Origin of the sequence: Variovorax sp. UC74_104 (assembly GCF_044055375.1) — a bacterium.
GTDB lineage: Bacteria > Pseudomonadota > Gammaproteobacteria > Burkholderiales > Burkholderiaceae_C > Variovorax.
In genome coordinates, this window is the sequence record NZ_CP171978.1 from 3,967,465 (window position 1) to 3,990,822 (window position 23,358).

General features: G+C 69.1%; 19 protein-coding genes and 1 pseudogene. 14 read left to right on the top strand and 6 right to left on the bottom strand.

Annotation, left to right across the window (positions count from 1 at the left end):
- The first annotated feature begins 1 nt into the window (after window position 1).
- From ACHMXA_RS18650 to ACHMXA_RS18690, 9 genes and pseudogenes are all read left to right on the top strand, one after another.
- Window positions 2–448 (top strand): hypothetical protein, encoded by a 447-nt coding sequence (locus tag ACHMXA_RS18650; protein ID WP_395316131.1) that lies wholly within the window; start codon window positions 2–4, stop codon window positions 446–448.
- A complete protein-coding gene (locus ACHMXA_RS18655) occupies window positions 445–3,087 on the top strand; it encodes a DUF2169 domain-containing protein (protein WP_395316132.1) in 2,643 nt (880 codons plus the stop codon). Before ACHMXA_RS18650 ends, ACHMXA_RS18655 begins: the two co-directional genes overlap by 4 nt.
- Complete coding sequence (locus ACHMXA_RS18660) at window positions 3,084–4,202, top strand: pentapeptide repeat-containing protein (protein WP_395316133.1); 1,119 nt, start codon at window positions 3,084–3,086, stop codon at window positions 4,200–4,202. The genes ACHMXA_RS18655 and ACHMXA_RS18660 overlap by 4 nt, the downstream gene beginning before the upstream one ends.
- Window positions 4,199–4,948, top strand: a complete 750-nt coding sequence (locus ACHMXA_RS18665; RefSeq protein ID WP_395316134.1) for a DUF3540 domain-containing protein — start codon at window positions 4,199–4,201, stop codon at window positions 4,946–4,948. The genes ACHMXA_RS18660 and ACHMXA_RS18665 overlap by 4 nt, the downstream gene beginning before the upstream one ends.
- Before the next feature lie 59 nt (window positions 4,949–5,007).
- Window positions 5,008–5,393: pseudogene (locus ACHMXA_RS18670) on the top strand (DUF4150 domain-containing protein).
- Window positions 5,394–5,548: 155 nt separating this feature from the next.
- Complete coding sequence (locus ACHMXA_RS18675; protein ID WP_395316135.1) at window positions 5,549–6,829, top strand: HlyD family secretion protein; 1,281 nt, start codon at window positions 5,549–5,551, stop codon at window positions 6,827–6,829.
- 38 nt (window positions 6,830–6,867) lie between these two features.
- On the top strand, window positions 6,868–8,184 hold the full coding sequence (locus ACHMXA_RS18680) for a hypothetical protein (protein ID WP_395316136.1): 1,317 nt from the start codon (window positions 6,868–6,870) through the stop codon (window positions 8,182–8,184).
- Window positions 8,172–11,315: a TolC family protein gene (locus tag ACHMXA_RS18685; RefSeq protein WP_395316137.1), complete on the top strand. Its 3,144-nt coding sequence runs from the start codon at window positions 8,172–8,174 to the stop codon at window positions 11,313–11,315. The genes ACHMXA_RS18680 and ACHMXA_RS18685 overlap by 13 nt, the downstream gene beginning before the upstream one ends.
- Window positions 11,227–11,637 (top strand): TolC family protein, encoded by a 411-nt coding sequence (locus tag ACHMXA_RS18690; protein WP_395316138.1) that lies wholly within the window; start codon window positions 11,227–11,229, stop codon window positions 11,635–11,637. Before ACHMXA_RS18685 ends, ACHMXA_RS18690 begins: the two co-directional genes overlap by 89 nt.
- A 3-nt stretch (window positions 11,638–11,640) precedes the next feature.
- On the opposite strand, the gene ACHMXA_RS18695 is transcribed toward ACHMXA_RS18690, so the two are convergent.
- From ACHMXA_RS18695 to ACHMXA_RS18710, 4 genes are all read right to left on the bottom strand, one after another.
- A complete protein-coding gene (locus tag ACHMXA_RS18695) occupies window positions 11,641–11,949 on the bottom strand; it encodes a YciI family protein (RefSeq protein WP_395316139.1) in 309 nt (102 codons plus the stop codon).
- A 63-nt stretch (window positions 11,950–12,012) separates the two neighbouring features.
- Window positions 12,013–13,002 carry a tripartite tricarboxylate transporter substrate binding protein gene (locus ACHMXA_RS18700; RefSeq protein WP_176664121.1) on the bottom strand — a complete coding sequence of 330 codons (990 nt, stop codon included), beginning with the start codon at window positions 13,000–13,002 and terminating at the stop codon, window positions 12,013–12,015.
- A gap of 97 nt (window positions 13,003–13,099) precedes the next feature.
- Window positions 13,100–14,509, bottom strand: coding sequence for a sensor histidine kinase (locus tag ACHMXA_RS18705; protein ID WP_395316140.1), 1,410 nt, complete (start codon window positions 14,507–14,509; stop codon window positions 13,100–13,102).
- Window positions 14,502–15,209, bottom strand: coding sequence for a response regulator transcription factor (locus tag ACHMXA_RS18710; RefSeq protein WP_395316141.1), 708 nt, complete (start codon window positions 15,207–15,209; stop codon window positions 14,502–14,504). Before ACHMXA_RS18710 ends, ACHMXA_RS18705 begins: the two co-directional genes overlap by 8 nt.
- 195 nt (window positions 15,210–15,404) lie before the next feature.
- Here ACHMXA_RS18710 and ACHMXA_RS18715 point away from each other — a divergent pair, with 195 nt between their 5' ends.
- The 5 genes from ACHMXA_RS18715 to ACHMXA_RS18735 are packed head-to-tail and all read left to right on the top strand — an operon-like array spanning window position 15,405 to window position 21,905.
- Window positions 15,405–16,568 carry an efflux RND transporter periplasmic adaptor subunit gene (locus tag ACHMXA_RS18715; RefSeq protein WP_395316142.1) on the top strand — a complete coding sequence of 388 codons (1,164 nt, stop codon included), beginning with the start codon at window positions 15,405–15,407 and terminating at the stop codon, window positions 16,566–16,568.
- Entirely contained in the window at window positions 16,561–19,656 is a 3,096-nt protein-coding gene (locus ACHMXA_RS18720; protein ID WP_395316143.1) for an efflux RND transporter permease subunit, read from the top strand. Before ACHMXA_RS18715 ends, ACHMXA_RS18720 begins: the two co-directional genes overlap by 8 nt.
- 13 nt (window positions 19,657–19,669) lie before the next feature.
- Window positions 19,670–21,172, top strand: coding sequence for an efflux transporter outer membrane subunit (locus ACHMXA_RS18725; RefSeq protein WP_395316144.1), 1,503 nt, complete (start codon window positions 19,670–19,672; stop codon window positions 21,170–21,172).
- Entirely contained in the window at window positions 21,169–21,549 is a 381-nt protein-coding gene (locus ACHMXA_RS18730; RefSeq protein ID WP_395316145.1) for a RidA family protein, read from the top strand. Before ACHMXA_RS18725 ends, ACHMXA_RS18730 begins: the two co-directional genes overlap by 4 nt.
- Window positions 21,549–21,905 (top strand): hypothetical protein, encoded by a 357-nt coding sequence (locus tag ACHMXA_RS18735; protein ID WP_395316146.1) that lies wholly within the window; start codon window positions 21,549–21,551, stop codon window positions 21,903–21,905. Before ACHMXA_RS18730 ends, ACHMXA_RS18735 begins: the two co-directional genes overlap by 1 nt.
- On the opposite strand, the gene ACHMXA_RS18740 is transcribed toward ACHMXA_RS18735, so the two are convergent.
- Both ACHMXA_RS18740 and ACHMXA_RS18745 read right to left on the bottom strand, forming a co-directional pair.
- A complete protein-coding gene (locus ACHMXA_RS18740; protein WP_395316147.1) occupies window positions 21,869–22,942 on the bottom strand; it encodes a phospholipase in 1,074 nt (357 codons plus the stop codon). The genes ACHMXA_RS18735 and ACHMXA_RS18740 overlap by 37 nt on opposite strands.
- Window positions 22,939–23,352 carry a type II toxin-antitoxin system VapC family toxin gene (locus ACHMXA_RS18745; RefSeq protein ID WP_395316148.1) on the bottom strand — a complete coding sequence of 138 codons (414 nt, stop codon included), beginning with the start codon at window positions 23,350–23,352 and terminating at the stop codon, window positions 22,939–22,941. The genes ACHMXA_RS18740 and ACHMXA_RS18745 overlap by 4 nt, the downstream gene beginning before the upstream one ends.
- Window positions 23,353–23,358 lie beyond the last annotated feature (6 nt).

The window sequence follows — 23,358 nt, forward strand, 5'->3', positions numbered from 1 at the left end:
GATGCCTCTCTGGGAAATCCTTATCTGGGTCTTCTTCGCCATCGTCATGACGGCCGTCGTCGTGCTGGGCATCGGCGCGGTCGGCTACATGCGCCGCGAGAACCGGCTCTACTCGGCCGAGCAGGAGCTGTGGGCCTCGCTGGCGCAGACCGGACAGCCGGCCGACGGCGTGATCCGCAACTTCCGCCTTCACCCCGACAACATGACGCGCGCCGGCTCCCACGGGCAGACCGTGTGCGCAGTGGTGCTGGACGTGGACTACGCCGACACCGCCGGCACCCAGCGCGTGGCCTCGATCCGCACCTTCGTCGAAGACGCACTGGTGCCGCGCTTCCAGGAGCCGATGAAGGTCGTCCACCTGCGCTACGACCCGCGCAATGCCACCTCGGTCGCCATCGACCGGGAGCGCACGCCGCTGGAGATCCCGCGAGCAGCTCGGCATCCATGAAGACAGTCAAACCGCTGCGGCTGAGCGTCATCACTCGGCCGTTCATCCGCGCGGGCGAGCAGCGCCTGGCCGTAACCACGTTGTGCATGGTGTCGATGGGCGAGCAGCCCGTGCTCACGCCGGAAGCCGAGTTCTGGAAGATGCTGGCCGACGAGCTCGGTCCGGCCACCGCCATCGACATGGGCATTCCGAAGAGCCGTGCGGAAGTGCTGGCCACCGGCTTCGCCTACACCGCGCACCAGGAAGAGAAGGCGCAATGCGCCGTGCGCCTGCAGCTGGGTGGCATCTCCAAGGACCTGGCCGTCTTCGGCGACCGCTACTGGGTCGGCGGTCGGCCTACGCGGCCGCAGCCCTTCGAGTCCATGCGCATCGATTGGACGCGCGCCTACGGCGGCCCCGCCTTCGCCGACAACCCGCTGGGCCGGGGCCACGGCTTCGAGCAGGTCAACGGCCACGAAGTGCAACGCCTGCCCAACATCGAAGACCCGTCTCGCCGCGTGCACCGCAGCGACGACCAGCCGGAGCCCGCGGGCTTTGGCCCGATCGACATCGCCTGGCCGAGGCGCATGCGCCTCATCGGCAGGCAGTACGACGAGCACTGGCGCAACAACCTCTTCCCGGGGTTCGCGCAGGACATGGACTGGCAGCTCTTCAACGCCGCGCCTGCCGACCAGCGCCTGCCCGGCAACGCCATCGAGATCGAGCCCGGCACGCCCTACGCGGTGTGGAACATGCACCCCGGGACGCCTATCCAGCGCGGGCGCCTTCCGGACTGGCGCGGCCTCGCATTCATCGCGCGCAGGCAGTCTCCCGGGCAGGTCGAGGAAGTCGCCCAGCGTCTGAGCACGGTCTGGTTCTTCCCGCACCTGGAACGTGTCGCGCTCGTCTTCCACGGCGAGGCGCCCAACGAGGAAGACGACGCCAGCGACATCACCCACGTGATGCCCGCGCTGGAAAAGGTGGGCGCGCCGCGCGGCCTCGCGCACTACGCGAGCGTGCTGGGCCAGCGCTGCGATCCGGAAAAGGCCGCTCTCTACATGTTCCGCGACGACGAGTTGATTCCGGAGGAAGCCATCGGCCCCTGGATGGACAAGCTGGAGCAGCCCGAATCCGCCCTCACCCGCAACATGCGCGAACGCGGTGCGCAGGCCCGCGAAGAGCTCAAGCAGATGGCGCTGGAAGCCGGCCACAAGGCACGCCATTTCCGGGAGCGCCCTCCGCCGCCGCCCTTTCGCCGCATGCCCACGCTGCGCGAGCTGCCGCAGTTCGTGGAGCAGGCAGACGCCTATGCGCTCACCCAGCGCGAGCAGGGCGCCATCGAGCGCGAGCGCCTGCAGCGCGAGGCCGATGCCAATGCGAAGGAATCGATGAAGGTCGGCTTCGACACCGGCAAGCTGGTGCGCGAGCACGACCGCACCGAAGTGAAAGGCCCGCCTCGCGTGGACGGCGCCTCCGTGCTCAGCGGATTCACCGGCATTTCGGCGGCGACGGGCACGCCGCCCATTCCCGAGGCGCAGGTGGAGTCGATGCGCAGGATGACGGAGGACGGCGAGCGCGGCCTGCTCGCGCTGTATCGCGGCACGGCGCAGCACCAGGCAGCCGTCGATCCCTTGCCGCCGGAGCGCCTTGCCGAGCTGCGTGCGAAGGTGGACACCGTGCTCGAAGGCAGCCGCGACTTCACCGGCATCGACCTCACGGGCGCCGATCTCGGCGGCCTGGACCTGCGCGGCGCGTGCTTTCGCCGCGCCCTGCTGGAAAGCGCCGACCTGCGCAGCGCGCAGTGCGACGGCGCCGACTTCAGCCAGGCCGTGCTGGTGCGCGCCCAGCTCTCGGGCGCCCGTATGCGCGGCGCATTGATGCGCGAGACCAACCTGGGCGGCGTCGTCTGCGAGCGTGCCGACTTCTCGCAGGCCGACCTCGAAGGCGCGAGGCTGGAGAAGGTGACGCTCGCGGATTGCAGTTTCGAAGGCGCCCGCCTGCACCACTTGCATGTGATCGAGTCGCGCATATCGCGGTGCGACTTCGGGCGGGCGGACATTTCGTACGCCGGCTTCATGTCCGATGCGGCCGTCGAAGACTGCAGCTTCCGCGGCGCCCGCCTCTTCAAGGCCGCGTTCCTTTCGTGCCGCGTCGCGCGGCTGGACTTCACCGGCGCCACGCTCGAAGCCTGCGCCTGGACGCACATGGTCTGCGACGACGGCATGGTGTTCGCATCCGCACTGCTGCGCACCACCTGCTTCACCGGGAAGAGCAGCCTGCGTGGCGCGAGCTTCGAGGCCGCGACGCTGGTGCAGTGCAGCCTGCGCGAGATATCTCTCGAAGGAGCGCGCATGGCGCGCTCCACCCTGGATACCTGCGACTTCTCTGCCTGCAACCTCACGGCAGCCGACCTCACCGACACCCTGGCGCCGGAAAGCCTCTTCATCCGCGCCGACCTGAGCCGGGCATCCCTGCGCGGCGCTAACCTGATGACCGCCAATTTCAACAAGGCCCTGCTGCCTTCCGCCGACCTGCGCGAAGCCAACCTGTTCCGCGCCGACATGTCGCAGATCCGCATCGACACCATCACCGCCACCCAGGGCGCCTACATCGAGCAGACCAAGACCGTGCCAGCCCTGCGCGCGATGCCTGGCCGATGAGCCCGCAGGAACTGGCGACCCGCATCCGCAACGGCGTGCGCATGGAACGCGAAGACTTCACCGGAATGCAGCTCGGCGGGCTGGACCTGTCGGGGGGCATGTTCAGCGAATGCCGCTTCGCGCAGGCCTCGATGGCCGGCAGCCGCCTCGACGATTCGGTGTTCGAGCGCTGCAACTTCGACGGCGCGGTGCTGTCCGCGGCGCGGCTGGATGGCGTTTCCTTCCTGCGCTGCAGCCTTGCGCAGGTGGAGGCGGACGCGAGCCACTGGCCGCGCGCGGTCGTCGCCGAATCCGACCTGAAGAACGCCCGCTGCGCCGATGCCGAGCTGGCGGAAACGGTCTTCCACGACTGCGAGCTGCATGGCGCCAGCCTGGAACGCGCCAGGCTCGTCAAGGCCATCTTCAACGGCAGCCGCCTGGGCAACGCCAGCCTGCGCGATGCAACGGTCGCGAGCGCCGTGTTCTTCCGCGTCGACCTGCGCGAGGCGGGCTTGCAGGGCGCGCGCTTCCACAACGCCGTCTTCTCCGAGGCCGACCTGAGCGGCCAGTCCTTCGCGGGACAGTCGCTGGAGTTGTGCCAGTTCGCGGACGCACGCATGTCCGGCTGCGTCTTCGAAGACGCCCGACTCCCGCAGTGCAACTTCAAGGGCGCGATGCTGGACGGCGCCCGCATGGCCCGCGTGCATGCGCCGCAATCGCTCTTTCCCGAAGCGGACCTGCGAGGCGCCGACTTCCGCGAGGCCACGCTCGACCATTCGCTCTGGATCGATGCGCTGCTGGGCGGCGCCGATTTCTCCGGCGCGAGCCTGACGCAAAGCGTCTTCCACCGTGCCCGCTGCGAGAACGCGCGCTTTGCCCGCAGCCGGCTCGACTACGCCGATTTCTCCTATGCGGATCTGCGCGGCGCGAGCTTCGAGAAAGCCACCTTCCTGCGCACGCAGATGCATCGCGCCGACCTGGCCGGCTCGCACTGGAGCGACCGCATCGGCGTACTGGACAACGATCCCGCCCTCCATGAGGCCGAGCGCGCCGCATGGCAGCGCCCCACCCGCGCCGCCCGCTTGGACCGCGATGCCCATGGCCGCATGCTCACAGACGAAAAGAACACCCGATGACGATGACCGCCGGAACGTCCATTTCCACCAGCGTGCACGCGCCCGCCCTTGCCGAAAGCGAGCTCGCGCCGCTGCTGCAGAAAGCCGCGCCGGCCAGGCCGCTGCAACAGTCGGCGGTACTCCAGGGCATCACGATGGCGAAGGTCGTGGCCAGCCATTCGGACGACAGCCACGATGTAATGGTGAGCGGAAGCCCCCACGCCATCGCTTGCCGGCGCGCCGCGAGCTGCCTGCTGGTGCCGGCGCCCGGCGACACCGTGATGGTCGCCGGCCCGGGTGGCGACGAGCTCTATCTGATCGCCATCGTCGCGCAGGCCGATGCGCGGCAAGCCACGCTGGCCGTCGAAGGCGAACTGACGCTGGCCTCGCGCAGCGGCGGCATCGCCGTGCGCGGCGCGGGCGCGCTCGACATGCAGTCGGACACCGCCATCCACACGCGCGCTCCGGAATGGAACCTCAGTGCCGCGCGCAGCCAGTGCAAGGTCTCGGAGCTCGAATACCAGGGTGCCGAGGTGCGCTTCAGCGTGCTGGTCTCTCGCTTCGTGGGCCGCGCCTGCGAGGTGGTGCTCGACCGCCTGCACCTGCTCACGCGCTCGAGCTTTCGCCTCACCGAGGAGATCGAACAGGTGCGCGCGGGACAGATCGACATGCAGTCGTCCAGCACGATGCGCCTGCACGCGAAGAACACGCTGGTGACCAGCAAGGAGCTGGTCAAGGTCGATGCCGAGCAAATCCACATGGGCTGACTCGCCATACGAGCCGCAGCCGAGAAGAGAACCGAACAACCGCCGAAGGAGCCTTCGCCATGTTTGCCAATGCACAGATGATGGGCGTCGACCTCGCCTTCCCCGACGTCTGCAAAACGCCGCCGGCGCTGCCCATCCCCTACCCCAACTTCGCCCTCGGCCCCACCGCCATCCCCAACGCCTGGAACATCCTCTACGGCGGCACGCCTGCACACAACATGGCCACGGTCACGCCCATCACCAACGGCGACAACGCCGGGTGCTGATGGGCGTGGTCTCGCAGACGGTGATGGGCCCTTCGCGCCACATCACCGGCGCGTTCACCGTGCTGCTCAAGGGCACGCCGTGCACGCGCATGACGAGCCTGTCGGTGCAGAACCGCTGCAACATCGTCGGCATGCGCATCGTGCCGAGCCAGTTCAAGGTGCTGGTGCTCGCGCCCTGAATGCACATTCGGTTGCTTTTGTAAGCGGAAATAGTTCACTTTTGGCATGTGTATTGCTGCAATGCAGCAAAGCAGATGGCATGCCCCAATGATGTGCCACGGCAGTGGAGACGCAGGTCCTGAAAAGCCACCACGTCGTCGATTGCGAGGCGCCAATGAATGCAAGCACCGTCCAGGAGTCGCACCAGATCGCGAAGGCGGAAGCCTCCGCATGGCATGAGCGCTGGCGACGATGGCGAGGTGGCACCGCCGAGTCGCTGGTGCCGCGCATCGCGGGATACGCGCTGCTCGCCTTCGTGCTCTGGCTCGTCGTCACCACGCTGATACAGCCGCTGGTGACCAGGCAGGCCACGCGCGCGGTGCTGCAGGCACCGGTGACGCTGATCACCTCGCCCATCAGCGGCGTGGTCACCCAAATGACGGTGCGCGCGCTCGACAAGGTCGATGTCGGCGCTGTGGTGGCCACGGTGCAGAACCCGACCATCAACCGCGACATCCTCACCACGCTCAGCACGCAGCGGCTCGCACTGCAGAGCCAGTTGGCGCAGTTGACGAACCAGGCCAATGCATCGGGCGATGAACTCCAGTTCGTGGAGCAGCAGGTCAAGCTGTATCGCGCCGCATCGATGGCGCAGACGCGCGATGCGTGGCAGATCGCGCAACGCCAGCGCGAGGTGGCGCAGTCCAGCGTGGCGGAGCAGGAGCAGAAGGTGCGCCGCACTTCCGCCATGCTCGACGAAGGCGCCGTGAGCCCGCAGACCATGGACGCGGCACAGGCGCAATTGAGCACCTCGCGAGCCAGCGCGGCCGTGGCCGAACAGGCCTATGCAGGCCTCGGCCAGAGCATGGCGAGCGCGAGCCGCGGCGTGTTCGTGGGCGGCGGCGGTGCCAGCGTCTACCAGACGCTCACCAGCCGGCGCGAAACACTGAGCGGCTTCATCGGCCGCGCGCAGCACGACAGCGAAGCCCTGCACCAGCAGCTGCGCGAAGTGACCGCGCTGGAGGCCGAAGAGCGCAGCCGCATCGACCGCATGGCCGCCTTTCAGGTGCGTGCGATGCAACCGGGCCAGGTGAACTCGGTGCTGATGCCGCAGGGCAGCTTCGTGCCGCAAGGAGCCACCCTGGTGCGCATGACGGACTGCAGCCGCATCGAAGTGGTCGCGGTCTTTCCGCCGCGATTGGCCAGGAAGCTCAACATGGGCTCGACCATCGCCGTGAAAACCGAGGACGGCGGCACGGAAGTGTCGGCCCGCGTGACCCAGCTGCTGCCGGTGGCCCCGGAAGATTTCCAGAGCCGCTATGCCGTCCCCTTCCCCTTCGCGGAACAAGGCTCGCTGTATGCGGTGGCGCGCGTCGAGTCCGACAATCCGGCCTGGATCGCGCAACGCAACCTGTGTGCGCCCGGCAAGGTGGTGTCGGCCAGGCTGGCCTCCTAGCGCGAAGCATGCATCCACGACGCCGATGAAGGCATACGATGGATCACGCAACACCCGGGCGACGATGCGCGCCGGCGCTGGCGATGGTGCTCACGGCAATGCTGTGCCTCCATGCGCCGCGGGCACCGGCGGCCGAGGGCATCGTGCAACAGCTGCTCGCGCGGCAGAGCTGCGACGGCCTGCGCCGCGCCGTGACATTCAGCAGCCGGGCTGAGTCTTCGGCGCCGCTGCTGCTGCCGAGTTATCGCACCGAGGCGCAGATCGACGGCGTGCCGGAACTCCCGCCGAGCCTTTCGAACGTGGCCTTCGTGTACGACAACGCGTTGGCCGGCATCGCGCTGCTTGCCTGCGGCGACACCGCGTCGGCAAGGCGCATCGCCGACGCGCTGGTGCTCGCCGTCGAGCACGACCCGCGCTACCCCGACGGCCGCATCCGCAACGCCTACCGCTCCGGCCCGCTGGCCGATGCGAAACCCGTGCTGCCCGGCTATTGGGACGCCAGCAAGAACCAGTGGATCGCCGATGCCTACCAGGTCAGCACCGCGACCGGCAATGTGGCGTGGGCCGCGCTGCTGTTGCTGAACGTGAACCAGTCGGCGCCCTCGCCGCGCTATGCCGATGCCACCGCCAGGCTGCTGGCATGGATCGAGCAACGCACGCGCTCCAGCGTTGCGCCGGATGGCTACAGCGGCGGCTGGTACGGCTGGGACGAAAAGCAGGCCGCGCAGACCTGGAAATCGACCGAGCACAACATCGACATCGCCATGGCCGCCGCATGGGCCGCACGCTCCGGCACGCGCCCCGACCAGAAGCAGCAGGCCACAACCGCGCTGGCCTTCGTCGAGCGCATGTGGAACAAGGGCGAGCAGCGCTTCTACATCGGCACGCAGGACGATGGCGCGAGCGTCTCCGGCACGGCCTCGGGCCTCGATGCGCAGCTGTGGCCGCTGCTCGCCGCGCCACCAGGCCACTGCGCATGGCAAGCCGGGCTTGCATGGATCGATGCCAACCATCGCTACGGTGCCGGCTACGGTTTCTCGCGTCAGCCCGACGGAATCTGGACCGAGGGCAGCGCCCAGGCCGCAGCCACGCTGGTGGCCGTCAAGGGCGCGGCGCCGGAGGCCTTGTGGCAGTTGCTGGCCGCGCAGCGCGCACCCAACGGCCTGTACTACGCCACCCCCAGCCCACGCATCTCGACCGGGCTGGCCATCGGCCCCGATTCCAAGGGCCCGGACTTCTTCTACTACCGCTGGCCCCACCTGGGCGCCACCGCCTGGATCGCACTTGCCGCCAAGGGCTGGAACCCGTTCACCGGAATCACCACCGTCGCAGGAGCAAAGCCATGTTCGAACTGATCGATACGCCTGAATTCAGGGTCAATCTGATGGTCGTGGGCCTGGCCCTGATCATGATCTTCCATGCCCGCGCCGACCGTGCGTCGCACCGCGTGCTGTTCGGCTTTCTCACCGCGCTGGTGCTGGTGCGCTATGTGGCGTGGCGGCTGGCCGAAACCCTGCCACCGGCGGACCTGGGCTTCGGCACGCTGATGGGCTGGGTGTTCCTGGTGTTCGAGATGGTGTCGATCGTCTACACCCTCCTGTCGATACAGATGCTCTCGCGCCGCCGCGACAACCACGCGCATGCGGATGCCGGCGAAGCGTTGCTGCGCCAGCGCGGCGCCGACGTGCCGGCGGTCGACGTCTTCATCTGCACCTACAACGAAGAGATCGGCGTGCTCGAGAAGACCATCCTCGCCGCGCAAGCCATCGACTATCCGCACGTGAATGTCTGGGTGCTCGACGACACGCGGCGCGACTGGCTGCGCGACTACTGCGAGCGCAAAGGCGTGCATTACGCGCGCCGGCCAGACAATGCGCATGCCAAGGCGGGCAACCTCAACAATGGGCTGCGGCAATCGGCCGCGCTGACCAACGCGCCCTACATCCTGGTGCTCGACGCCGACTTCGCGCCGCATCGCAACATCGTCTACCGCGTGCTCGGCCTGTTCGACGACCAGAAGTCGAAGGTGGGCCTGGTGCAGACGCCGCAGTTCTATTACAACGCCGACCCCATCCAGCACAACCTGCGCGCCACCGACAGCTGGGTCGACGAGCAGCGCGTGTTCTTCGACGTGCTGCAGCCTGCCAAGGACGCGGCCGACGTGGCGTTCTGCGTCGGCACCTCGTTCATCGTGCGGCGCGACGCCATCACTGCCGCCGGCGGTTTCCCCACGGGCAGCGTGTGCGAGGACATCTACACCACCTACACGCTGATGCGCTTCGGCTGGGTCACGCGCTGGCTCAACGAGCGGCTGTCGAACGGGCTGTCGGCGGACAGCGTCATCGACTACATCAACCAGCGCAGCCGCTGGTGCCTCGGCACCATCCAGGTGGCGCTGCTGCGCGACGGCCCGCTGCGTGGCAAGGGCTACAGCTTCACGGCGCGGCTGCACTACGTGCACGGGCTGATGCACTGGCTCACCAAGCCTTTCATCCTGCTGATCCTGGCGGCGCCGGCGCTCTACTGGTACACGGGCGTGTCGGCCTTCCATGCCACGCCCCAGGCCTTTGCCATGTACGGCCTGCCGCCGCTCGTCATGTTCTGGGGCTACACCTACTGGATCAGCCAGCGCCGCTGCCTGCCGGTGTTCACCGAGGTGACGCAGATCGTGGCCGCGATGGCGGTCACGCGCACCATCGTCTCGGCGCTGATCCGCCCTTTCGGGCGGCCGTTCAAGGTCACCGCCAAGGGGCAGGACCGCAGCAGGATGGTGGTGCACTGGAACCTGGTCGCGGTGTTCGGCGCTCTGATCGCGGCGATGTTGATGGGCGCGCTGGGCGCCATCGGGGGCTCGATGACCGCCGGCGACGTGCTCAACGTGGTGTGGACCTTCATCGCCACCGTGTACTGCCTGGCCGCGCTGATCGCCTGCATCGACCGCCCGCGCCCCGAGCACGACGAGCGCTTTCCGTACGACGCCGCCACCACCGTGCGCAGCGCCGCAGGCGTGGGTGCGGCCCGCTTCGCCGAGATCGCGGGCGACGGCGCGCGGCTGCTCAACAGCGCCGCGCTGGGCCGCATTGCGGTCGGACAGCCACTGGATGTACATGTCGACCACGTCGGCTGGGTTGCGGCCACTGTCACGAGCCGCTCTGGCGCAGGCACCGAACTGGCCTTCGTGCACGACGAGGCGGTGCACGACCGGCTGGTGCGCCACGTCTTCAGCCTGCCGCCCAGCCATGTCGCCACGCAGGTGAAGCCGGGGCGCGCCGCGCTGGCCTTCATGGATAGCGCGGGCTGGCGTTGGCCGAGAACGCCGCGCATGCCTCGCATGCCGGCGGTGCCGCGCATGTTCGCCAGCAGCGCGCCGATGCTGACGGTGCTGCTGGTCGCCGTGCTGGTGCTGTCGGGCTGCAACCTCACTCCGCCGCTGAAACCGGCCGACGTCGAAGTGCCCGCCCAGTGGGCCGAGGGAGCGGGCGGCGCCGACGCAGCGCCCATGGCATGGCAGGCCTTCGTGCGCGACGACGAGCTGCGCGGGCTGATCGCCACCGCGCTGGCCCGCAACCGCGACCTGCGCGTGTACGCCGCCAAGGCAAGGGAAGCCCGCGCCGTGTACGCGGGCACGCGTTCCAGCCTGTTTCCGGAGATCGGCCTCGCGGGCTCGGCCGGGCGCGGCAACCAGGTCACGTCGCTCGGCCCGAACGGCGTGATCACCAACAGCCAGGCGGTCGGCAGCGTAGGCAACACCTATGCCGTGCAGGCCGGCATCATGGCCTATGAGCTCGACTTCTTCGGCCGCGTCGATGCTGGCGTGAAGCAGGCAGGCTCGCAGGCCACCGCCAGCGACCGGGACTTTGCCGCGGCGCGCATGAGCCTCGTGGGCGAGGTGTCGAACGCCTACCTCACGCTGCGCGCCGACCGCGCACTGCTGGCGCTGGCCGAGTCCGACCTCGCTACCCAGACCGACAGCTCCAGCCTGATGCAGCGTGCGCGCAAGGCGGGCGGCACGTCGGACCTCGACCTGCTGCGTTCGCAGTCGCTGGTGCAGCGTGCCGCCGTTCAGCGCGAGGAATTCCGCATGCGCGTAGCGCAGGACCTGCAAGGGCTCACCGTGCTGGTCGGTCAGCCGGTGGCGGCCAACACAGGCGCGCAGCGCCCGTGGCCGGAGCGTTCGGTGGCCGACGTACCGGTGGGCCTGCCCGCGAGCCTGCTGCAGCGCCGGCCCGACCTGCTGGCCTCGTATGCGCGCGTCGAGGCCGCGAACTCGGGCATAGGCGCGGCCAAGGCGGCGTTCTATCCGAGCTTTTCATTGACTGCCGTGGGCGGCGGCCTGAGCAGCGAGTTCTTCGAGCCTGCTGAGCTCCGGCAACCGCAGCTGGGCCACGGTGCTCGGCGTGTCGCTGCCCATCTTCGACTGGGGCCGGCGCTCCGCCAACCTGAGCGCGAACGAAGAGCGCCTGGCGGCCGCAATGGCGAGTTATGAATACGCCGTGCAGCAGGCATTGCGCGAAACCGCCAACGCGCTGATCGCCGACAGCCACCTGCGCCCGCAGCTCGAAGCCCAGCAGGCGCGCGTGCAGTCGCTGCAGCGGGTGGCGGCGATCTCGCACACCCGCTTTCGCAACGGGCTCGAAGACTACTTCGCCGGGGCCGATGCGCGGCGCGAACTGTACATCGAGCAGCGGCAATGGATAGAGCTGCAGCTCAAGCAGGCGGTGAACACGGTGAGCCTGTACAAGGCGCTGGGCGGTGGCTGGGAAGACGCCCCAGCGCCCGTGGCAAGCGCAGCGACCGCGCCGCGATAGTCGTCAAGCCGCCGGGGGTTCGGCGAACCACGCCTCGGCCCAGGCCTGCCGCTTCACCGGGTTGAACTCGCTGAACTTGAAGCTCGCGAGCTTTTCGGTATGGAACGGGTCCTGCGCGAAGAACGCCTGCAGCGCGGCGAGCGATTCGGCGCGGGCCAGCATGAACCCGCCGGTCGCCGGCACCTTCGGCCCGGAGCAAAGCAGCAAGCCGGCGTCGTAGCCCAGTTGCAGGTAGGCGCGATGCGGCGGCACGGATTCCTGGATTCTTTCGAGCGGAACGAGGTAGTTGATTTCGACGATGAAGTGCTTCATGAGGGTTGTCTTGATGGGATCCGGAAGCCATAGCAGCGACCGTGCCCGATCGGGGCCGCACCGCTACTCCGCCTTTACCCCCGCCGTTCGAATCACCTTGCCCCACTTGGTGGTCTCCGAGGCGATGAACGCATCGAACTCCTCGGGCGTGCCGCCTGCTGCAATAGTGCCCATCGCGTCGAGCCTGGCCCGCGTTTCGTCGCTGCGGATGATGCGCGCCACTTCGTCCGACATGCGTTTGACGATGTCTCGCGGCGTGGCTGCCGGCGCCAGCATGCCGGCCCAGGTGCTGCCGGTGAATCCCGCGAAGCCCTGCTCGATGAAGGTCGGCACCTCGGGCACGGCGGCCAGCCGCTTGTCGCCCGCCACGCCGATCAGCCGCACCTTGCCTGCCTTGGCCTGATTGATGAGCCCGGTGGGCGCATCGAAGAAAAGCTGTATCTGCCCGCCCATGAGGTCGGTCAGCGCCGGCATCGCGCCGCGGTAGGGGATGTGGATCATGTACGTCTGCGTGAGCGACTTCCACAGCTCCGTGGTGAGATGCGCTGCCGAACCGTTGCCCGACGAGCCGAAGCTCACCTTGCCCGGGTTGGCGCGGGCGTAGTCGATGAGTTCGCGCGCCGTCTTGAAAGGCGCCTCGATGTTGACCGCCGCCAGCAGCGGCGACACGCCCATCAGCGACACCCCGGCCAGGTCTTTTCGCGGGTCGTAGGGCAGCTTCGGGTAGAGCGTGGTGTTGGCCGCATAGGCCGCGATGACAACACCGAAAGTGCTGCCGTCTGGCGGCGCCTTGGCGACGGCGTCGACACCGATCAGGCTGTTGGCGCCGGGCTTGTTGTCGATCAGCACCGGCTGGCCGAGCCGGGTCTGCAAGCCCACCTGCACGAGCCGCGCCATCTGGTCGGTGAAGCCGCCTGGCGTGTACGGCACGACGATGCGCACCGGCTTGTTGGGCCATGCGCCCTGCTGCTGCGCGAACGCCGGAAGTGCAAGGCTCGCGGCGGCCGTAGCAAAAGTGAAGCGGCGGCGCGAGAGCAGCGTGGCATGAGGCATGGTGGGGGTCTCCTTCGTTGGTTCGGAATGCATCCGGCCATTCTCGGAAGGGCCGGCCATACCCGCGGTCAGGGTTTGCCCGCCGCGCCTTTCGTATTCAGCGCGCCAGCCGCAACCGCATGTCGAAGCGCGCACCGCCGCCCGCTTCGTTCGCCGCCTCCATGCGCCCGCCTTGCGCATGCACCACCGCCTGCGACAGCGCCAGCCCCAGGCCGAGGCCGGGCGTCTTCTCGTCGGAACGCGCGGCGGCGCCGCGGTAGAAGCGCTTGAACAGGTGCGGCAGTTCGTCGCCGCGAATGCCCGGCCCGTGGTCCGACACGCTGACGATCGCCTCGTCGGCCTCCAGGTCGGCGCGCACGCTCACGTTCACCACCGTGTCGGGCGGCGAGAACTTGAGTGCGTTGTCCAGCAGGTTGGCCAGCGCCAGGCTGGCCGCACCGCGGGCGACGCGCGCGTCGACGGGGAACGGCGCGTCCAGCGACAGGGCGAGCCGGCGTTCGCGCGCCAGCGGCTCCAGGCGCCGCAGGGCCTCCTCGGCGAGCTGGTTCAGCGACACCGTTTCCACCGCGTCACGCTCCTGGCCGGCGTCGAGGCGGGCCAGCACCAGCAGTTCCTCGACCAGCAGCGTGAGCGACTCGACCTCCTCCAGCGAGGAGCGCAGCGTCTCGACGTACTCGGCCGGCTCGCGCGGCCTGCGCAGCGCCAGTTCGAGTTCGGTGCGCAGGCGCGAAAGCGGCGAGCGCAGCTCGTGCGAGGCATCGGCGGTGAAGCGCCGCTGCGCCTCCATGCCCTGCTCGATGCGCGCGAGCATGTCGTTGAGGGTGTCGACGAGGCGGCCGATCTCGTCCCTGGTGCCGGGGTGCGGCAGCCGCTCGCCGAGGTTCGCGTCGCCGATGCGGTGGGCCTGCAGCACCACGTCGTCGATGGCGCCGAAGGCACGCCGGGTGATGAGCGCGCCTGCCGCGCCCAGTGCCAGCAGAAGCGCGCCGCCGAGGATGATGAACAGCGCGCTGGCCATGGCCACAGTGCGGTTCACGTCGTCCAGCGACCCCGCCACCTGCACCGCGAGCAGCGATCTGCGGCCCGGCACGGGCACCGAGACCATGCGCGTGGGCTCCTCGCCGTAGCCGTCGAGCGTCTCGAAGACGGTCTCGCCTGCGGCGAGCCGCTCGCGCAGAGCGGCCGGAATGGGCAACTGCGCCTCGCCGAGGTTGCTGCTGCGCGCGAGCACGCGGCCGTCGGCATCGACGATCTGCACCAGCCGGTCGAGCCGCACGAACGAAGGCGCGCCGGGGCCCGGCGGCGCCTCGTGGACGATGACAGTGTCGCCCTCGCCGGCCGCCAGCAGCATGCCCATCTCGGTCTCGGCCAGCGCCAGCAGCGCGGCGTCGAGTTCGCGGTGCACGTTGCGCGAGAACACCAGGTAGGAGGCGAAGGCGGCGACCGCCATCACCACCACGATCACGCTGACGTGCGCCAGCGCCAGCCGCTTGCGGAAACTAATCATGAAAGACGCTTCCGCCCCCGTTGGCATCCTCGGCCAGCGCCAGCCTGAAGCCGCGCCCGCGCACCGTGTGGATCAACGGCACGCACGGCGGCGCATCGACCTTGCGGCGCAGGTTGCTGATGTGCACGTCGATCAGGTTGTCGATGGAGATCAGGTCGTCCTTCCACACCTGCTCGGCCAGGCGCGAGCGGCTGACCACCTCGCCCGCGTGGCGCAGCAGGATCTGCAGGATCGCGAATTCCTTGTGCGTCAGCTCCAGCACCATGCCGCCGCGCAGCACCCGCTGGCTCATCGGATCGAGGCTCAGGTCGGCCAGCGCGAGCACCACCGGCCGCACCAGTTCGGAGCGGCGCAGCAGCGCGCGCACGCGGGCCAGCAGCTCGTCGAAGGCGAAGGGCTTGGTCAGGTAGTCGTCGGCGCCGGTGTTGAGCCCAGCCACGCGGTCGCCGAGCGCGTCGCGGGCGGTGAGCATGAGCACGGGCGTCTTGCAGCCGCGCTGGCGCAGGTCGCGGCACAGGGTTAGGCCGTCCTTTCCGGGGAGCATCCAGTCGAGCACGATCAGGTCGTAGGCGACGACGAAAGCCTCCTCGTCGCCCTCTTCCGCGGTGTGGACCACGTCGACCACGAAACCCTCCTCCTGCAGGCCCCGGGCCAGCAGCCTAGCGGCCTTGCGGTCGTCTTCGATCAGCAGAATTCTCATGGCGCGGATCATGCCGTGCGTTCCTGACCAACGGCCACCGGGCCACCGGCCCGGATCCTTAAGAGAACTTCAGGATTTCTTGGGAGCTTCTTCAGGCGACTTTTCCTACGCTCTGCGGCAGGAGACGGGAGCGGATCGAGGGCATGGGAAGGCGTCCCGTGCACGGCGCGCCCGTCCCGCGAGATCCGTATCGCGATGAAGAAGAAATCCCTCTACCAGATCACCCCCGCGCGCATCGTCTTCGGCGTGATGACCTGCGCGGCCCTGTGCGTCGACTCCTTCGACGGCGCCGCCCATGCAGCCACCACGGTGGCCGCCGCCCCCGCGCCGATGCTGGTGCGCCAGGGCAACCGCCTGAGCGTGCCCGCCGGCTCGCCGCTGCGCGACCGGCTGCTGGTCGCCACCGTCGGCCAGGGCACGCTGCCGCACGAGGTGAGCCTGCCCGCCACGGTGGAAGCCAACCCGGCGAGCACCGTCAACATCCTTCCGCCGCTGACCGGCAGGCTGCTCGAGCTCAAGGTGCGCCTGGGCGACACCGTCAAGCGCGGCCAGGTGCTCGCCACGATGAGCTCGCCCGACCTCGCGCAGGCCGTGGCCGATGCCCAGAAGGCCCGCGACGCGCTCGACCTCGCGCAGCGCGCGCTGGTACGTGCGCGCGGCGTGAACGAGGCCGGCTCCAACGCCGCCAAGGACGTGGAAGCGGCCCAGAGTGCCGTCGCCCAGCAGACGGCCGAATTGCGCCGCAGCGAGGCGCGCCTGCGCAGCCTGGGCGCGGACGGCGGCGGCACCCAAGCCGGCCAGGCCGGGCAGGTGCTGAAGATCGTCGCCCCCGCCTCCGGCACGGTCACGGCGCTGAACGCGGCCGCCGGCTCGAACCTGAACGACGCCAACGCGGTGCTGATGACGGTGTCGAACCTCGATTCGGTCTGGGTCACGGTCAACGTGCCCGAGAGCGCCGTGGGCACGGTCGCGCCCGGGCAGAACGTGGTGGTCACGCTGGCCGCCTACCCGGGCCGCAGCTTCAGCGGCAAGGTCGCCTTCGTGAGCGCGGTGCTCGACGCCGACACGCGCCGCGCCCGCGCGCGCATCGTGTTCGCCAACCCCGACGGCATCTTCAAGCCCAACATGTACGCGACGGCAGTGCTGGGCGTGCCGCAGGGCTCACAGCCGCAGGTGCCGTCATCGGCATTGCTGATGAACAACGACAGCGTGAGCGTCTTCGTCGAGGCCGAGCCCTGGACCTTCGTGCGGCGCACGGTGGAGCTGGGCCGGGAAGACGGCGACAAGGTCCGCATCCGCAACGGCCTGTCCGCGGGCGAGCGCGTGGTGGTGCGTGGTGGTGTGCTGCTGAATGATTAACCTCATCATCACCCAGTTCTTCCGCCGCAGGCACCTGGCCTGGGCGATGTCGGTGGCGCTGGTGCTCTTCGGTGCGTGGTCTTGGACGCAGATGACCGTGGAGGCCTACCCTGACCTCGGCGACGTCACCGTGCAGGTGACCACGCAGGTCAACGGCCTGGCCGCCGAGGAGATCGAGCAGCAGATCACCACGCCACTGGAGCGCGCGCTGAGCAACACGCCGGGGCTGGCCTCGATCCGTTCGAGCAGCACCTTCGGCCTCTCGCTCATCACGCTGACCTTCAAGGACGGCACCGACGACTACTTCGCCCGCCAGCGGGTGACCGAGCGCATCGGCCAGGTCAGCCTGCCCTCCGGCGCGCAGCCCGGCCTGGGGCCCGTGGCGGGACCGGCCGGCGAGATTTACCGCTACACGCTGGAGTCGGACACCAAGAACCTGATGGAGCTGTCGGAGCTGCAGCGCTGGAAGGTGATTCCCGCGCTCAAGCAGGTGGCTGGCGTGGTCGACATCAACAACTTCGGCGGCTTCACGCGCGAGTTCCAGCTGGAGCTGGACCCGGCGCGCCTGCAGAAGTACGGGCTGGTGCTCAACGACGTGGTCACGGCCATCAACAACAACAGCGCCAACGCCGGCGGCGGGCGCATCGCGCGCGGCGACCAGAGCTACGTGGTGCGCGGCATCGGCCAGATCCGCACGCTGGACGACCTGGGCTCCGTGGTGGTGTCGCAGAGCAGCGGCTCGCCGGTGCTGGTGCGCGACCTCGGGCGGCTGCAGTTCGGCCACCAGGAGCGCGGCGGCATCCTCGGCAAGGACACCAATCCGGACACCATCGAGGGCATCGTGCTGATGCTCAAGTACGAGAACCCCTCGCGCGTGCTGGAGGGCGTGCACAAGAAGATCGACGAACTGCAGGCCGAGCTCGCGCCCATGGGCGTGAAGATCGTGCCCTACATCGACCGCGACGACCTGGTAAAGCTCACTGTCGACAAGGTTACGCACACGGTGCTCGAAGGCATGGCGCTCGTGTGCTTCGTGCTCATCCTCTTTCTGGGCAGCCCGCGCAGCGCGGTGGTGGCGGCGGTGGCCATTCCGATGTCGCTGGTGACGGTGTTCATCGTGATGCACTTCACCCGCATGCCGGCCAACCTGTTCTCGCTGGGCGCGATCGACTTCGGCATCATCGTCGACGGTGCGATCGTGGTGATGGAGGCCATCCTGCGGCGGCGCGAAGAGGAGCCGCACGCCACGCTCACCGAGGGCAACATCCTCGAGACGGTGAGCCACGTGTCGGGGCCGATCTTCTTCGCCACGCTGATCATCATCACGGCGTACTTTCCGCTCTTCGCCTTCGAGCGCGCCGAGGGCAAGCTGTTCAAGCCGATGGCCTTCACGGTCGGCTACGCGCTGGTGGGGGCCCTGCTCTGCGCGTTGACGCTCATTCCCAGCCTGGCCTACGTGGCGCTGCGCAAGCCGAGCAAGCCCTTCGTCAACAAGCCGCTGGTGTGGCTGACGGGCGCCTATCGCCGGGTGCTGGCGCGGCTGCTGGAGCTGCCGGCCATCGCCTACGGCCTGAGCGTGGCGGCGCTGGCCGCGGTGGTGGTGCTGGGCGCAACGGCCGGGCGCGAGTTCCTGCCCGACATCGACGAAGGCGCCTTGTGGCTGCAGGTGCAGCTGCCCTCGGGCCTGTCGCTGGACAAGGCCAGCGAGATGGCCACCGAGCTTCGGCACGTGCTGCTCGAATACCCCGAGGTCTCGTACGTGGTGACGCAGCTCGGTCGCAACGACGACGGCACCGACCCGTGGACGCCCTCGCACATGGAGGTGCCCGTGGGCCTCAAGCCGTATGGCGAGTGGCCGGCCGGCGTGAAGAAGGCCGACTTCGTGCGCACGCTGACCGAGCGCTTCGCGCGCATGCCGGGCTTCGACGTGGGCATCAGCCAGCCGATCATCGACGGCGTGAACGACGCCGTGGGCGGCGCGCACAGCCCCCTGGTGCTGCGCATCTACGGCGACGACCTGAAGGAGAGCCGCCGCATCGGCAACCAGATCGTCGACCTGCTCCAGACGGTGCGCGGCACGGCCTCGGCCTCGCTGTTCCAGGAGCCGCCGATTCCCCAGGTAGTGATCCAGCTCAACCGCGAGGCGGCGGCGCGCTTCGGCGTGAACGCGAACGACGTCGCCAACCTGATCCAGACCGGCATCGGCGGCGCGCCCGTCATCACCGTGTACTCGGGCAACCGCACCTACAACGTGTCGGTGAAGATGCCCAAGAGCGCCAAGGGCAACACCGAAGCCATCGGCGCGCTGCTGCTCAACAGCTCAAGCGGCGCGAAGGTGCCGCTCGCGCAGGTGGCCGACATCCGGCTGCAGACCGGCGAAAGCACGATCTCGCACGAGATGAACGAGCGCCAGATCACGGTGCGCGTGGACAACCGAGACCGCGACCTGGCCTCCTACCTCGACGAGGCGCGCGAGCGCATCGCGAAGGAAGTGAAGTTCGACCCCACGAAGACCCGCCTGCAGTGGGCCGGCCAGTTCGAGAACCAGCAGCGCGCGCAGGCGCGGCTTGGGGTCTCGCTGGCCATCGTGGTCGGGATCATGGCGGTGCTGCTGTTCTTCCAGTTCGGAAAGATCCGGCAGGTGGCGCTGATCCTGGGCGTGGTGCCGATGGCCACGCTGGGCGGGCTGATCGCGGTGCACGTGGCCGGCGAAACGCTGAACGTCGCCACGGCCGTAGGCTTCATCGCGCTCTTCGGCGTGTCCATACAGAACGGGATCATCATGGTCGCCAACTTCCGCCGCGTGCGCGGCGAAGGGCTGGCGCTGCAAGCTTCGGTGCTCGAAGGCGCGACCGAGCGGCTGCGGCCGGTGCTGATGACGGCCACGGTGGCCTCGGTGGGCATGCTGCCCGCCGCCCTGGCCACCGGCGTGGGCACCGACGTGCAGCGCGGCCTGGCGACCGTGGTGGTCGGCGGGCTGGTGGTGTCGACGCTGCTGACGCTCTTCATCCTGCCCACGCTGTACTTCGCGATGGAACGCCTGTTCGAACGCAAGGGCTGGGGCACGCGCTCGCGGCGCGACCGGTAGGGGGAACAGAGAAATGAAAAAGAAGACGAACCTGGCCACGCTCGTCACGGCCGGCATCGCGGCGATGCTGCTGGCCGGCTGCGCGGTCGGTCCTGACTATGCGCGCCCGCAGCTGAACCTGCCCGAGCGATACACGGCTGAGCCGCCTGCGAGCCAGGTGGCCGAAGGCGTGCCGCTCGCGCATCTTTCGCCCGAGCTCGACGTGCCCGCCCAGTGGTGGCAGGCCTTCTGCAGCGAGCCGCTGAACGCGCTGGTCACCCAGAGCCTCGCCGGCAACCCGACCATCGAGGCGGCCGATGCCGCCCTGCGAGCCGCGCAGGAGAACGAGGCCGCCGATCGCGCCGCTTTCTGGCCCAGCGTGGCGCTGGGCTATTCGCCGACGCGGCAGCGCGTGGCCAAGGCGGTGGCGAGCCCGGTGTCGTCCAACGCGAGCCTCTACACGTTGCATACGGCGCAGGTGACGGTGTCGTACACGCCCGACGTGTTCGGCGCCACCCGCAGGCAGGTGGAAGGCGCGCAAGCCAATACCGAGCTGCAGCAGTTCCAGAGCGTGGCCGCAAAGCTCACGCTCAGCAGCAACGTGGTGACCGCCGCGATCACCGAAGCCTCTTTGCGCGCGCAGCAGGCGGCCACGCTGAAGATCATCGCGGGCCAGAAGGAAGTGCTGCAGGCCTATCGCCGGCAGCTGGCGCTGGGCCAGGCAGCGCCGGCCGACGTCGACGCGCAGGAGGCCGCGCTGGCCGCCACCGAAGCGACGCTGCCGCCGCTCGACCGGCAGCTGGCGCAGCAGCGCAACCTGCTGGCCACGCTGGCCGGCCGCTTTCCGAGCCAGGGCGTGGAGGCGCGCTTCGATCTGGATGCCCTGCAGCTGCCGGCGGAGCTGCCGCTGACCTTGCCTTCCAGCTTGGTCGAGCACCGCCCCGACGTTCGCGCGGCCGAGGCGCAGCTGAAGTCGGCGAGCGCCGCCATCGGCGTGGCGGTGGCCGCGCGGCTGCCGAACGTGACGCTGGGCGTGAATTCGTACGGCTCCTCGGCCTACCGGCTGGCGGATCTGTTCAAGTCGTCCTCGCTCTTCTGGACGGTGGCCGCGAGCGTGACACAGCCCATCTTCGACGGCGGCGCGCTCAAACACCGCGAGGCCGCCGCCCGCGCATCGTTCGACCAGGCGGCCGCGCAGTACCGCGCGACGGTGCTCGCCGCCTTCCAGGACGTGGCGAACACGCTCGAAGCCATCGACGCCGACACCCGCGCGCTGCAGGCGGCGGTGAAGGCCGAGCGCGCGGCGTCGCAGAGCCTGGCGCGCACGCAGGCGCAGGTACGGCTGGGCGATGCCAGCGCGCTCTCGCTGCGCATCGCCCAGCAGGCCCAGCAGCAGGCGCTGCTCAACCTGGTGCAGGCCCGCGCGCTGCGGCTGACCGACGCGGCCGCCCTCTTCCAGGCGCTGGGCGGCGGCTGGTGGAACGCGCAGCAACCTGCCATCGTCTCGTCCTCCTCCAAATCTCCCGCATCGCCATGAACATCATCCGCCACGACATGGGCCCCCGCTTCAGCGAGATGGTGACCGTCGACCTGGGCGCCGCACGCCTGCTGTACCTCTCGGGCCAGGTGGCCGAGAACCCCTCGCTCGACATCACCGGGCAGACGCGCGAGATCCTCCATCACATCGACCGCCTCCTGGCCACGCAGGGCGCCACCAAGCAGGATCTGGTGAGCGTGACGATCTACCTGCGCACCGTGGGCGACTACGCCGCGATGAACTCGGTGTGGGACGAATGGGTGCCGGCGGGACACACTCCCGCGCGCGCCACGGTGGGGGCGAAACTGATCGACTCCGAGTACCGCGTCGAGATCCAGGCCACGGCAGCGATCGCGGTGACAAGGCCGGCACCGTGATGCGACTGTTCCTGCTTGGAGTGCTGACGCTGGGCGGCTGCTCGGCCTTCGATGCGCATTCCTTCGACCGCTCCGCCGGCTGGCGCGCCGCCGAGGTCGTCAGCGTCGGGCGCGCGGACGAGCTTGCCGCCACGGCCGATCGCGATTGCGGCTCGGACGGCGGTGCCGCGGCGCCCTATGCCGTCGTGCGCTACCGCAACACAGGCGTGCACAGCCGCTCGCTAGGCACCGGGCGCTGGCCTGCAGGCGCCCGGCTCAATGTCGGCGACGCGGTGGAAGTGAACGTGCTCGACTGCGCCGTGCCCCTGGCGCTGCCGGGTCAGAGCGGCAGCAGCTCCGGCACGCCGTCGCGCTGAAGCCAGCCCTCGAACTCGTCGGACAGCCGCCGCGCCTCGCGCGTGGCCCGGCCCCAGGCGCCGATGCGCGCCTGCGCGTCGTTGGCGAAATGGATGAAGTCCTTGCGGTCGGGCAGCTTGCCGTTGGGCAGCGACCGGACCCATTCGGGGTCGGGCGCGAGCACCACCATGCGGTCGAGAAAACCGCTTGCCTTGTGGCGCCAGCGCAGGCCCTTGTCGAGCCAGCCCGGCACCACCGCCTGCTGGAAGTGCGGGTACAGCACGATGCCTTCGTCGGCCGGCTGGTAGTCCAGGTGCAGGTGGTAGTCGGTGATGCCGCCGTCCCAGTAGGCGCCGCGCGGCGCGCCGGGAATGTCGTGCACCGCCGCCAGCAGGAACGGGATGGAGCACGAGGCCTGCAGCACCATGTTGAAGTTGGCCTCGCTCAGCGCGTGCTGGCGCGTGCGGAAGTCGCGCGTGGCGAAAGGCAATGGCGCGCCGGGCGTCGAAAACACGCAGCGCTCCAGCCACGCGCCCAGGCTCTTGCGGTGCAGGCTGTTGGTGGCGAAGGCGCCGAGGTACCCCACCGGCGTGCGCGCCCTGCCCTCGCGCCCCAGGATGTGCCGGCCGCGCGACGTCACCACATGCAGGCGGTAGCGCGGATGGCTCAGCACCTCGCCGATGCGCCCGCCGTAGAACGATTCGAGGCTCTCGGCGAAGCGCTCGCTGAGCTGGCTCGGACTGAGCTTCTTCTGCCCCGGCGGCACCTCGAACTGCTGGTGCACGTAGTCGTGCTCGAAGCGCTCGAAGGCCACGTCGGGATCCGACAGGCAGGCCGTGGACAGCCGCCACGCGCCGATCGACGCGCCCACCAGGTGCACCTGCTGGCTCGACTGCGGCAGCCAGCGTCCGAAGATGAAGCGGTCGAGCGGCCCCAGGATCAGTCCCTTCGGTCCGCCCGCCGCGCCGGGAATGGTGCGCACGTCCTGCGGTCGCAGGCCATGCTGCTCGATGTGCTTGCGGGCTGCGGGGCCGGCGTAGATGCGCAGGGCTTTCATGTCTTCGCCTGCTCGAATGGGTTCAGCACCTCGACGCCGAACCCGGCGAAGTCGCTGACGTTGCGCGTCACCACGGTCAGCGCGTGCTGCCTGGCGGTGGCGGCGATCATCGCGTCCTCGTACAGCGTGTCCGAACTGCGATGCATCAGCTTCGCCCAGAGCCTGAAGGTTTCCGCATCCATGGGCAGGACGTTGTACGAGGCGGCAACCATGGCCGCCCATTGCTCGATCTCGTCGGCCTTGGCTGCGTCCTGCTCGCGCGTGAGTTCGATGCCGGCCTGGATCTCTCCGAGCGTCACCGCCGAGAGATGCAGGTCGCCGTCCGCGATGGGGGCGATCCACGCGAGCACCGCGCCGTGCGGGCGGGGCCTGCGGAGTTCGGAAATGACGTTCGTGTCCAACAGGTACATGCCGGC

What these genes read in the sequence shown, in the direction of transcription:
- ACHMXA_RS18660 (WP_395316133.1), top strand. Translation starts at nt 3,084, where the DNA reads ATGAGCCCGCAGGAACTGGCGACCCGCATCCGCAACGGCGTGCGCATG.
- ACHMXA_RS18695 (WP_395316139.1), bottom strand. Translation starts at nt 11,949, where the DNA reads ATGAAGCACTTCATCGTCGAAATCAACTACCTCGTTCCGCTCGAAAGA.
- ACHMXA_RS18700 (WP_176664121.1), bottom strand. Translation starts at nt 13,002, where the DNA reads ATGCCTCATGCCACGCTGCTCTCGCGCCGCCGCTTCACTTTTGCTACG.
- ACHMXA_RS18730 (WP_395316145.1), top strand. Translation starts at nt 21,169, where the DNA reads ATGAACATCATCCGCCACGACATGGGCCCCCGCTTCAGCGAGATGGTG.
- ACHMXA_RS18705 (WP_395316140.1), bottom strand. Translation starts at nt 14,509, where the DNA reads ATGATTAGTTTCCGCAAGCGGCTGGCGCTGGCGCACGTCAGCGTGATC.
- ACHMXA_RS18735 (WP_395316146.1), top strand. Translation starts at nt 21,549, where the DNA reads ATGCGACTGTTCCTGCTTGGAGTGCTGACGCTGGGCGGCTGCTCGGCC.
- ACHMXA_RS18685 (WP_395316137.1), top strand. Translation starts at nt 8,172, where the DNA reads ATGTTCGAACTGATCGATACGCCTGAATTCAGGGTCAATCTGATGGTC.
- ACHMXA_RS18720 (WP_395316143.1), top strand. Translation starts at nt 16,561, where the DNA reads ATGATTAACCTCATCATCACCCAGTTCTTCCGCCGCAGGCACCTGGCC.
- ACHMXA_RS18710 (WP_395316141.1), bottom strand. Translation starts at nt 15,209, where the DNA reads ATGAGAATTCTGCTGATCGAAGACGACCGCAAGGCCGCTAGGCTGCTG.
- ACHMXA_RS18725 (WP_395316144.1), top strand. Translation starts at nt 19,670, where the DNA reads ATGAAAAAGAAGACGAACCTGGCCACGCTCGTCACGGCCGGCATCGCG.
- ACHMXA_RS18650 (WP_395316131.1), top strand. Translation starts at nt 2, where the DNA reads ATGCCTCTCTGGGAAATCCTTATCTGGGTCTTCTTCGCCATCGTCATG.
- ACHMXA_RS18745 (WP_395316148.1), bottom strand. Translation starts at nt 23,352, where the DNA reads ATGTACCTGTTGGACACGAACGTCATTTCCGAACTCCGCAGGCCCCGC.
- ACHMXA_RS18680 (WP_395316136.1), top strand. Translation starts at nt 6,868, where the DNA reads ATGGATCACGCAACACCCGGGCGACGATGCGCGCCGGCGCTGGCGATG.
- ACHMXA_RS18665 (WP_395316134.1), top strand. Translation starts at nt 4,199, where the DNA reads ATGACGATGACCGCCGGAACGTCCATTTCCACCAGCGTGCACGCGCCC.
- ACHMXA_RS18675 (WP_395316135.1), top strand. Translation starts at nt 5,549, where the DNA reads ATGAATGCAAGCACCGTCCAGGAGTCGCACCAGATCGCGAAGGCGGAA.
- ACHMXA_RS18655 (WP_395316132.1), top strand. Translation starts at nt 445, where the DNA reads ATGAAGACAGTCAAACCGCTGCGGCTGAGCGTCATCACTCGGCCGTTC.
- ACHMXA_RS18715 (WP_395316142.1), top strand. Translation starts at nt 15,405, where the DNA reads ATGAAGAAGAAATCCCTCTACCAGATCACCCCCGCGCGCATCGTCTTC.
- ACHMXA_RS18740 (WP_395316147.1), bottom strand. Translation starts at nt 22,942, where the DNA reads ATGAAAGCCCTGCGCATCTACGCCGGCCCCGCAGCCCGCAAGCACATC.